The following is a 9,785-nucleotide window of genomic DNA, read 5'->3' as shown; positions in this document are numbered from 1 at the left end:
CGGGCGCGGCCCACCGGCGAGCGCCGACGGGGCGGAGCCGGGCGGCGGCGGCGGGCTCGGCGGCCCCGGCGGGGCGTTCGGCGGAATAGTGTTACTGCTGGGGTTTGGGCTCAAAAACGGCGTGCGACCCATGTCGGGTGCCTCCTTCGGCGTGGCTGGACGGTAAGGGGGAACTCCCAGCCCGTTATCGGGCGTGGGCGGCGGGGGAGGCGTCGTCGTGTCCGTCGTCGCAGCCTGCGGTTGCAGGGCTGCTGGGCCGGTTTCGCCTTGGGTCATACCCTGAGTTGTCCCTTGAGGTGTTTCGGTCTCAGGGCCGGTCTGGCTTCGGCGTTTGAACAAGGGGAAGCCCCTTTCTGCGCAATCTGCCGGTTGATCCGGCGTAGGGAACGCCATGCCCTAACATCCGATCGCGGCGTGAACAACAGGCAATGCGGCGTTTTGAGTCGTTCAGCGCGGGCTGCGGTTCAGCACATGGACCATCGCCGCGGTGCCGACGATCGGCACCAGAAGGTTAAGACCAGGCACCATCGCTGCCACTGCGAGCGCCATGCCAGGGAGCAACACCGCCATGCGGCGGCTGCGATATAGTGCCTGCGCCGGGCCACGATCCATGCGGCGCATCGCCACGGCGACGAATAACCCCCGCCCGATCGCCCAACCGCTGACGAGGATCGCGAGCGCCAGGCCTATGCCGGGAATGGGCAGGAACGCCAGTGCCAGGGCGACGAGGTTGAGGAGCAGCACCCGAACCGCCAACGTCAGCCCATCCCAAAGCTGAACGGAGAGGGGCGCGGGCTCCGGCGAGGGGAAATAGGGATAGTGCCGCGCGTCCACCGCCCGGGCGATCCGTTCCATATATAAAGTTGCGATCAGGATGACGGTCGGCAGGAACAGCCAGAACGCCAGCAGCACGACCCCTAGCGTGCCGATGATCGCGGCAAGCCAGCCTGGCCAATGCACTGCGGCCAGCATCTCGTGGACGCCCCAGATGCTGCCGCCCAGCAGGATGGCGTAGGCGACCAGGGACAGCAGCACGCTGTGGATCAGCACGCTGAGGCAGGCTGGATCGTCCAGTTGTGCCACGGCTAGCCAAAGGGCTTTCACGTCATTGCTCCCAGCGCAGGGGGGTGATAGGCGCGAACTCAACGCAGCCATTTTTTGATCGGCAACACAGCATGAGCGCCACCCAACCGCGATTCGACATCATCGGCATCGGTAACGCCATCGTCGACGTGGTGTCGCCGACAGACGACCAATTCTTGTCCAAGCACGATATGCGCAAGGGCGGAATGGCGTTGATCGACTCGGATGCGGCGGACATTCTGTATGGCGCGATGCCGACCGGGGCCGAAAGCAGCGGTGGGTCGGCGGCGAATACCTGTGCGGTCGCAGCGGCGTTGGGCGCCCGGGTGGCGTATCTGGGCAAGGTCGCCGCAGACGGGCTGGGCGCTACCTTCCGCAGCGACATCGCGGCGGCCGGCGTGCATTTCCCGACCCCGGCGCTGGAGGGCGGCCTGGCCACGGCCCGCTGCCTGATCCTGGTGACGCCGGATGGCCAGCGCACGATGAACACTTTTCTGGGCGCCTGCGTGTCGTTTGGCGAGGCGGACGTGGACGAGGCTTTGGTCGCGGAGTCCGCCGTGCTGTATCTGGAAGGCTATCTGTTCGACCCGCCGGCCGCGCAGGCCGCGTTCCGCCGGGCCGCTGCCGCGGCGCATGCCGCCGGGCGCCGAGTGGCACTGTCGCTGTCGGACGCGTTTTGCGTCGACCGCCACCGCGCCGCGTTCCGTGAATTGGTGGCAGAGAGCGTCGACATCTTGTTCGCCAACGAATCCGAGATTTGCAGCCTATATGAACTCGGCGATTTCGATGCCGCAGCGGAGGCTGCCCGCGCCGACGTCGCCCTGGCAGCGCTGACCCGTAGCGAGGAAGGCAGCGTGATCCTGCGCGGGGCGGAGCGTGTGGTGGTTTCGGCCGAGCCGACCAAGGTCGTCGACACCACGGGCGCCGGAGACGCCTACGCCGCCGGGTTTTTGGCGGGATACACGGCCGGGCGCTCGTTGGCGGCGTGCGGCCGGTTGGGCAGCGTCGCAGCCGCAGAAGTAATCAGCCATTATGGCGCCCGCCCGGTTGCGAATTTGAGGGCATTGACTGCCTCGATAACGGACTAATTGGACGATCAAGCGCAACCTTTCGCAATGGAACCTCGTTGGACGACTGGAATTGCATTGGCGATGCAGCGCTTTGAACGAGGGGATTTGCATGATGCGTAAGGTTTTATTGATGTCGGCGGCGATGTTGGGTTTGGCTGGAGCTGCGAATGCGCAGACCAGCGCTTCGCCGCCGGTTGCGCCGGCGACCCCGGAGGCACCGGCAACTTCGGTGCCCAAGCCCGCCCACCGGATGCCGATGCATCATCGTATGGCGCACCACGCTGCTGCACCGGCGGTGGATTCGGGGGATATCCGTCCTGGGCATGAACCAGGTGTGGGCGATTCGTTCCCGGCGTCGGATAAGGCTAGCAACATCACAGCGGGGGACAGCCGGTCGGTGATCGCGCCGCGCCTGCCGGCCCCGACGGGCGGGCCCAATGGCTCGGCCGGGTCATTCCTGGCGGATGCGCAACGCGCGCTGAATGCCGGGCAGACGGGTCGTGCGCAGGAGGCGCTGGAGCGGGCGCAGACGGCGATGCTGCAGCGTTCGGTGCCGGCGACCCAGGCGGATATGCCGGACCAGTCGTCCGACATCATGCAGGTGACGGCGGCTCGCGACGCCCTGGCGCATCGTGACATTCCCGGCGCCAAGCGGGCCATCGCCGCCGCGATGTCTGCAGGCCACTAACCCGGCCAAAACGACGACGCCGCAACCGCCGTATGGCACGCATACGGCGGTTGCGGCTTTTTCGGCTCGTATTCTGGCGCGCAGCGCATTATGTGTGCGGCTGCAACATAAGACAGGCGAGGCGACCCACCGGGTGCGCCCGATTAGACGCACATGGACATCAGAAACATCGCGATCATCGCCCACGTCGACCATGGCAAGACGACGCTGGTCGACCAATTGCTGCGCCAGTCTGGTGCGTTCCGGGAGCATCAGCAAGTCGCTGAGCGCGCTCTGGACCGCAATGACCTGGAAAAAGAGCGCGGCATTACGATCCTGGCCAAGGTCGCCAGCGTCGAGTGGAAGGGGACGCGGATCAACATCGTCGATACCCCTGGCCACGCCGATTTCGGCGGCGAGGTTGAGCGCATCCTGAACATGGTGGATGGCGCGATCGTCCTGGTCGACGCCGCCGAGGGCGTGCTGCCGCAGACCAAGTTCGTGGTGGGCAAGGCGCTTGCCCAGGGCATCAAGCCGATTGTGGTGGTGAACAAAGTCGACCGCCAGGATGCGCGGTCCGACGAGGTCCACACCGAAGTGTTTGATCTGTTCGCAGCCTTGGGCGCGACGGATGAGCAGCTGGACTTCCCGATGCTCTACGCATCCGGCCGCCAAGGCTGGGCAGATGAGGTGCTAGAGGGCGCCCGAAAAGACTTGAGCCCGATGTTCGACCTGGTGCTGCGCCATGTGCCGGCGCCGGCACTGGACCCGGATGCACCCTTCGCGATGGTTGCGTCCATCCTGGACTACGACAACTTTCTCGGTCGCGTGCTGACCGGGCGGGTGGAGCAGGGTACGGCCAAGCTCAACATGCCGCTGAAGGTGCTGCGTTCGGATGGGACGGTTGTGGAGACCGGCCGTTTGACCAAGCTAATGAGCTTCCGCGGGCTGGAGCGGGTTGCGGTGGATGAGGTGGTGGCTGGCGACATCATCGCGGTCGCCGGGCTCACGGACGCGACGGTGCCGGACACGGTTGGCTCATCGGATCTGATGCAGCCGCTGCACGCAACGCCGATCGATCCGCCGACGCTGGCGATGACCTTCCGTGTGAATGACGGGCCGCTTGGCGGGCGCGAGGGCAAGAAGGTTACCTCTCGCCAGATCCGCGACCGCCTGATGCGCGAGTCGGAAGGCAACGTGGCGATCAAGATCACTGAGAGCAATGAAAGCGAGGCCTTCGAAGTGGCCGGCCGCGGCGAGTTGCAGCTCGGCGTGCTGATCGAGACGATGCGCCGCGAAGGGTTCGAGCTGACCATCGGCCGCCCCCGAGTGCTGACCCGGAAGAATGAGGAGACGGGTGAGCGCGAGGAGCCGTTCGAGGAGGTTCTGATCGACGTGGACGAGCCGTATTCCGGCGTCGTGGTCGAGAAGATGAGCCGCCGCAAGGGCGTGATGCAGGACATGCGTCCGTCGGGCGGTGGCAAGGTGCGCCTTACCTTCAAGATCCCGTCGCGCGGCCTGATCGGTTATCACGGCGAGTTCCTGACCGACACGCGCGGCAGCGGCGTCATGAACCGGCTGTTCGACGGATACGAGCCGTGGGCCGGACCGATGGAAGGTCGTCGCAACGGCTCGCTGATATCGACCGAAGGTGGCGAGGCGATCCATTACGCGCTGTGGTATCTGCAGGAGCGTGGGACGCTGTTCGTAAACCCTGGTGATAAGGTCTACGAGGGCTTGATCCTGGGGGAGCATTCACGCGACTCGGATCTGGACGTGAACCCGATCAAGGAAAAGAAGCTGACCAACGTCCGTGCCTCCGGCAAGGATGATGCGATGCTGCTGATCCCGCCCCGGCGGATGTCGCTGGAGCAGGCGATTTCCTACATCGAGGATGACGAGTTGGTGGAAGTGACTCCGGCGGCGATCCGTCTCCGCAAGCGCCATTTGAACCCGCATGACCGGAAGAAGGCTGGGCGCCAGTCCGACTCCGCAGCGGCTTAGGCCGGGCGCCACACAAGCTGGGCGCACACAAGGCGCTTGACGACACTGGCTTGAACGGCGAGGCCTGGGGGTATCACCTCCAGGCCTTTCGTCTTTGTCGCACACTGCATCTCGCCGGGCCTTCATCGCTATGGCTGGCCTCGGCTTTGTGGCCGGTCTGCCGCTACCGCTATCCGGGTTCACCCTGCGGCAATGGTTCAGCGAAAGCGGCAGTTCGCTGCCTGCCATCGGCTGGACGGCGAGTATCGGCATTTCCTACAGCCTGAAATTCCTGTGGGCGCCAGCGCTGGACCGGCTTGGCGTCCCCGGCATGCTGCAACGGCTGGGGCAGCGGCGCGGCTGGCTGCTGATCATCCAACCGCTGCTCGTGCTGGCCTGCATCGGCCTTGCCCTGTGCGACCCGTCACGGCCGATTCCCTTGGTGGCGGCGGCGGCGCTCGTGGCGTTCCTCTCGGCCAGCCAGGATATTGCCATCGACGCCTGGCGGATCGAGTTGTTTCCGGAGCGGGCGCAGGGCGCGGCGTTGGCAGCCTACATCTGGGGCTATCGCGCCGCGTTGCTGATCGCCGGGTCGGTTGCGATCAAGTTGGCAGGATCGCTCGGGTGGCATGGCGCGCTGCTCTGCGTCACCGTGCTCATCGCCATGGGGCCGATCTTCACATTGATTGCGCCGGCACCGCCGGTGGCGCCTATGCGGCGGGGCGAGGCCGGCGTGCTGGCCAGCCTGCGCGCCGCTGTGCTGCGGCCGCTGACGGAGTTCCTCTCGCGCCGCGGAGCCGTGGTGACGCTGGCCTTCGTGCTGCTGTTCAAACTGGGGGAGGCAATGGCCGGCACCATGGCGCCGCCATTCTATCGCGCCCTGGGCTACAACCGGGACCAGGTGGCCACCGCGATCGGCGTGCCGTCACTGTTGGCCGCTTTGGCGGGGGCGGCGGTTGGCGGCTATCTTGTGGCGCGACTGGGCGCCATGCGGGCGTTGATCCTGACCGGCTTCGTGCAAATGGCGTCGATGGCGCTGTATTTCGCCTTGGCCGTGTCCGGTGGCGACCCGATCATCCTGGTGCTGAAGGTGCTGCTGGAAGGGTTTGCCGAGGCGATGGCGGACGCGGCGTTCATCACCTTCCTGTCCAGCCTATGCGCGCCCGGCCTCACCGCCACGCAATACGCCCTGCTATCGTCCATCGCGACCCTGCCGCTGCGCACGATGGGCGGGTTTTCCGGCTGGGCGGCGCAGTCCTTGGGTTGGGTGCCGTTCTATGGGCTAACGATCTTCGCCGCGGTGCCGGCCATGCTGATCATGGTGGCGATCGTGGCGACTCGCCGGGCGGCCTTGCCTATCCTGCAGCCGCTGCCGGAATAGCAGGCTGGCCAAGTAGCAGTGTGGCCGCCGCGGCAACACAGCGGCGGAACACCGACAGATCGCCCCAGCGATCGGGCGTATCCGCGGTGATCGTGAAACCGCCGCTCGCTTCGATTCCGCAGGTGATCATCAAGTTTTCGAATAGGCCGAAATCCTCAATCGCCAGCCCGGCTGCGTCCGCCGTTGCTGTGCTGCCATCCAGCGCCCGGACCCGGGTGGCGTGGTCCGCGGCAACGGTCGCGTATCCGAAGACGGTGCGCCCGAGGGCACGGGCGTAGCCGATCTCGTAGACCGTGCCGGGATCGGCGCCCGGGCCGCGAAACGGGGTGAGGTTGGCGAGCACTGCGTCGCTGTCGCGGATATGCGCCTCGTTGCGGCGGGCAATGACGTAGGGGTCAAGGCTCGCCAGCACATCGGCTTGCTCACCGGGTAGGGGGTCCAGCGGGGAAATTGCGTCCAGCCCATGCGCTTGGCAGATCTGTCGCATCTGCTCCGCACGCTGCAGCGGCTGTGGCAGGAAGACATCCGGGCCGGCCAGGTAGATTTTCAGCATCGGCGTGCTCATGCCGCCTGCGATTGCGGCAGTTCGGCCATCGCCGCCTCGGCGTGTTCGATGTCTCGGAGAATATGTGCGGCCACTATCGCCGGCGGCGTGGCATCCGGTGCGGCGGCGATGCTGCGCACCAGGGCTGCCAGCCCGGACAGCCCGTAATTGCTTGCCACGCCCCGCATGGCGTGGGTCGTCTGCTTGATGGCGGCAGGGTCGCCGGATTCGAGTGCCTCCTGCAACGGACGTACCATGTCGCGCAACTGCTGCACCGCATCGGCAAACAGATCGTCGCACGTCGCGGCCGGCAACCCGCGCCTCCAGCATTCCAGTTGCGCGAGATCGATCGCGCCAACCGCCTCGGTCGCGAGTTGCGCGGCCGGTTCCACCGGCACGGTTTGGCCTGTTGCCGGAAGCGCTGTGTTCTGGTGCTGCTTACTCCAGACATGCCTGGCAAGAGCCTGCAACAGCGTCGCCCGCTCGACGGGCTTGGCCACCACGTCGATCATGCCGGAAGCAAGGTAGGCTGCCCGATCCTCCTCCGCGACGTTGGCGGTCAACGCGACCAGCGGCAGCCGGCTGGTCGCGCCGGGCAGCGCACGGATGCGCTGGGCGGTTTCCATTCCATCGATCCCGGGCATGAAGATGTCCATAAAAACCAGGTCATACGGCGTGTGACGGATCTTCTCCAGCGCCTCCAACCCCGAAGCGGCGACTTCCACCATATGGCCCTCGCGCCGCAGCAGGGTCGCAACGATCATCTGATTTGCCAGAACATCCTCCACCAGCAGGATGCGCGTGCGCGGCAGTTGATCCGGTATGTCCGTGACGGTGGATACCGGCACCGCCGGCACGTTCACCGCGTCGGCTGGCATGGTCAACCAGAACTCCTTGCCTCCGGGGACGGTGTCGCAGCCAATCTGGCCGCCCAACAGATTGGCGAGCAATTGGCAGATGGCCAGGCCCAGCCCGGTGCCCGTGCTGCCCGGCCGCCCCAGTTGGGAGAACGGGCGGAATAACCGGGCGCGGTCCAGGTCGGGGATGTCCGGACCTTCGTCACGCACCGCAAAGCGTAGCACCGCCTCGCCACCAAGGCTGGCGAAGCCAACCCTAATCGAGGCGCGGCCAGGATCGGCGAATTTGGCCGCGTTGTTGACCAGATTCATCAACGCCTGCCGCAGCCGCCCTGAGTCGGTCATCAGCCGCTCCGGAATGCCCGGCGCGATGGCGACGGAAAACTCGATACCGCGGTCCTCCGCTTGGTAGCGGAACAGGTCGACGATTCCCTCCAGCATCGGCCGCAGCGCGAATGGAGCGGGGCGCAGCTGCAGCCGACCGACTTGCATGCGCGACAGGTCCAGAATGTCGTTCAACAGCGCCATCAACGACTCGCCCGCCAATCGACCGTTCCCGACCAGTTGGCGCTGCGCCGGGCTCAACACCGACTGCTCCAGCAGGAATAGCGAGTTCAGCGCCACGTTCAGCGGGGTGCGGATTTCGTGGCTGACGATGGCAACGAAGCGGGATTTCTCCTGCGCCGCGAGTTCCGCCTGCTCGCGCGCGCGGGTATGGGCGTCCTCTGCCAGCTTGCGGGCGGTGATGTCGGTATACAGCGTCACAAGGCCACCATCCGGCAGCCGGGTGCGGCGCGCTTCGATCACCGCGCCACTTGGCCGGGTGCGAACCGAAATCGGCGATTGTGCCGGGTCCTGAATGCGGGAGATGCGCCATGCGACCTCCGGCTCTACATCGACCCGGCCGAACTCATCGTCGGAGGCTTGTAACCGGATGACCTCCTGCAACGATAGGCCGAAGTAGAGCGCCTCGCGCGGCAGCCCATTGAGGTCGGCATAGCGATCGTTCCATTGCACCAGGCGCAGATCGGCGTCGAACATGGAAATGCCGTCCGACATGCCGGCGAGGGTCATGCCCAATTGGAGGCTCTTTTCGTCGGCACGCTCGCGCGCCTCGTCCAATTGGCGGTTCGCCGCCTCCAAGATCGCGCGGTCCGCGGCCAGTCGTTGCTCCCGGGTGGCGGCGGCGGAAATGGTGCTGGCGACGCCAGCGGCCAGGATCAGCACCAGCAGGGTGACGGCTGTCGCCCCCAGTACAGCCTGGTTCTTGCGAGTAGCCGCAGCAGTGAGCGCGGCGTCCCGGTCCAGGCCCACCACCAGAGCCATGCTCTGGCCCGGTATCATCCGCCAGGCATGGATGCGGGTGTCCCGGTCGGGGCCGGACACACCGACCCAGCCCTCGGCCTCTCCGTCGAACATGGCGTGATACAGGTCGGTGTTGCGGATATCACCCCCTGGATCCAGCTTGCCGCGGATGGAAAGCGCCCGGATGATGCCGTCGCGGCCCACCAGCATGATCATGCCGCGAGGCCCCAGATCTGCCTGTGACATGTCTTGGGTGAGGGTATTGAGGTCGTAGGACGCCGCCACGACACCACCGAACCCACCGCCTGGCAGATCCAGCCGGCGTGAGAAATTCAGGAACCAGGCGCCATTGTATTGGAACGGTCCAGTCAGCAGCGGCCCGGCAATCCTGGTGCTGCGATGCGCCTCGAAATAGCGGCGACCGGACATGTCACTTTCGTTCTGTTCACGCCGGGTCGTCGCCACCACTTTGCCGCGTGAATCGATCATCATCAGTTGGGAAATCACGTCCGAGACCGAGGTCGCGCGACGTTGTAGGGCCGTGTAGTCGAACTTCGCGGGGTCGCGCTCCCAATCCGATTTCAACACGCGCAGGTTCTGGTCGACCGCCAGGATCTGCCTGTAAACCTGTTCCTCGAACGCCAGGGCCAGGTTACTGGCCCGGGACTGCGCTTGGCGGAACTGCTGTTCGCGATCCAGGTCGGTGACCACTAGGACTGCGATCCATGCCGCCATCGCCATGATGATGGCTGCGGCGATCACGACGCCCTTCAGGGTTTTGCTTCTGAGTGTCCGGCCTTGGGCTGCCACAGCGGATCCTTTCCCCTTCACGTAGCGCCGAAGGGGTGAGGGATGCGAGCGAATATGCCCTGGTGGCTTGCTGCGGCAAGGTGCT

Annotated in this window: 7 protein-coding genes; 4 read left to right on the top strand and 3 right to left on the bottom strand. The window is 65.8% G+C overall.

Features of this window, described 5'->3' with window-relative positions; translation table 11 throughout:
• Window positions 1–447 precede the first annotated feature (447 nt).
• Window positions 448–1,104 (bottom strand): EI24 domain-containing protein, encoded by a 657-nt coding sequence (locus tag GSQ76_RS14750; protein WP_158744657.1) that lies wholly within the window; start codon window positions 1,102–1,104, stop codon window positions 448–450.
• 71 nt (window positions 1,105–1,175) lie between these two features.
• Here GSQ76_RS14750 and GSQ76_RS14745 point away from each other — a divergent pair, with 71 nt between their 5' ends.
• The 4 genes from GSQ76_RS14745 (at window position 1,176) to GSQ76_RS14730 (ending at window position 6,184) form a co-directional block, all read left to right on the top strand.
• Window positions 1,176–2,171, top strand: coding sequence for an adenosine kinase (locus GSQ76_RS14745; RefSeq protein WP_158744656.1), 996 nt, complete (start codon window positions 1,176–1,178; stop codon window positions 2,169–2,171).
• A gap of 316 nt (window positions 2,172–2,487) precedes the next feature.
• Window positions 2,488–2,841 (top strand): hypothetical protein, encoded by a 354-nt coding sequence (locus tag GSQ76_RS14740; protein ID WP_158744655.1) that lies wholly within the window; start codon window positions 2,488–2,490, stop codon window positions 2,839–2,841.
• A gap of 153 nt (window positions 2,842–2,994) precedes the next feature.
• Window positions 2,995–4,824 carry a translational GTPase TypA gene (gene typA / locus GSQ76_RS14735; protein WP_158744654.1) on the top strand — a complete coding sequence of 610 codons (1,830 nt, stop codon included), beginning with the start codon at window positions 2,995–2,997 and terminating at the stop codon, window positions 4,822–4,824.
• A gap of 94 nt (window positions 4,825–4,918) precedes the next feature.
• On the top strand, window positions 4,919–6,184 hold the full coding sequence (locus GSQ76_RS14730; protein WP_254070415.1) for an AmpG family muropeptide MFS transporter: 1,266 nt from the start codon (window positions 4,919–4,921) through the stop codon (window positions 6,182–6,184).
• On the opposite strand, the gene GSQ76_RS14725 is transcribed toward GSQ76_RS14730, so the two are convergent.
• On the bottom strand, window positions 6,159–6,749 hold the full coding sequence (locus tag GSQ76_RS14725) for a nucleoside 2-deoxyribosyltransferase (RefSeq protein WP_254070414.1): 591 nt from the start codon (window positions 6,747–6,749) through the stop codon (window positions 6,159–6,161). The genes GSQ76_RS14730 and GSQ76_RS14725 overlap by 26 nt on opposite strands.
• Window positions 6,746–9,700, bottom strand: coding sequence for a PAS-domain containing protein (locus GSQ76_RS14720; protein ID WP_158744653.1), 2,955 nt, complete (start codon window positions 9,698–9,700; stop codon window positions 6,746–6,748). The genes GSQ76_RS14725 and GSQ76_RS14720 overlap by 4 nt, the downstream gene beginning before the upstream one ends.
• Window positions 9,701–9,785 lie beyond the last annotated feature (85 nt).

It is taken from the genome of Acidisphaera sp. L21, assembly GCF_009765685.1.
GTDB lineage: Bacteria > Pseudomonadota > Alphaproteobacteria > Acetobacterales > Acetobacteraceae > LMUY01.
This window is presented reverse-complemented; position numbering and strand designations above follow the sequence as displayed.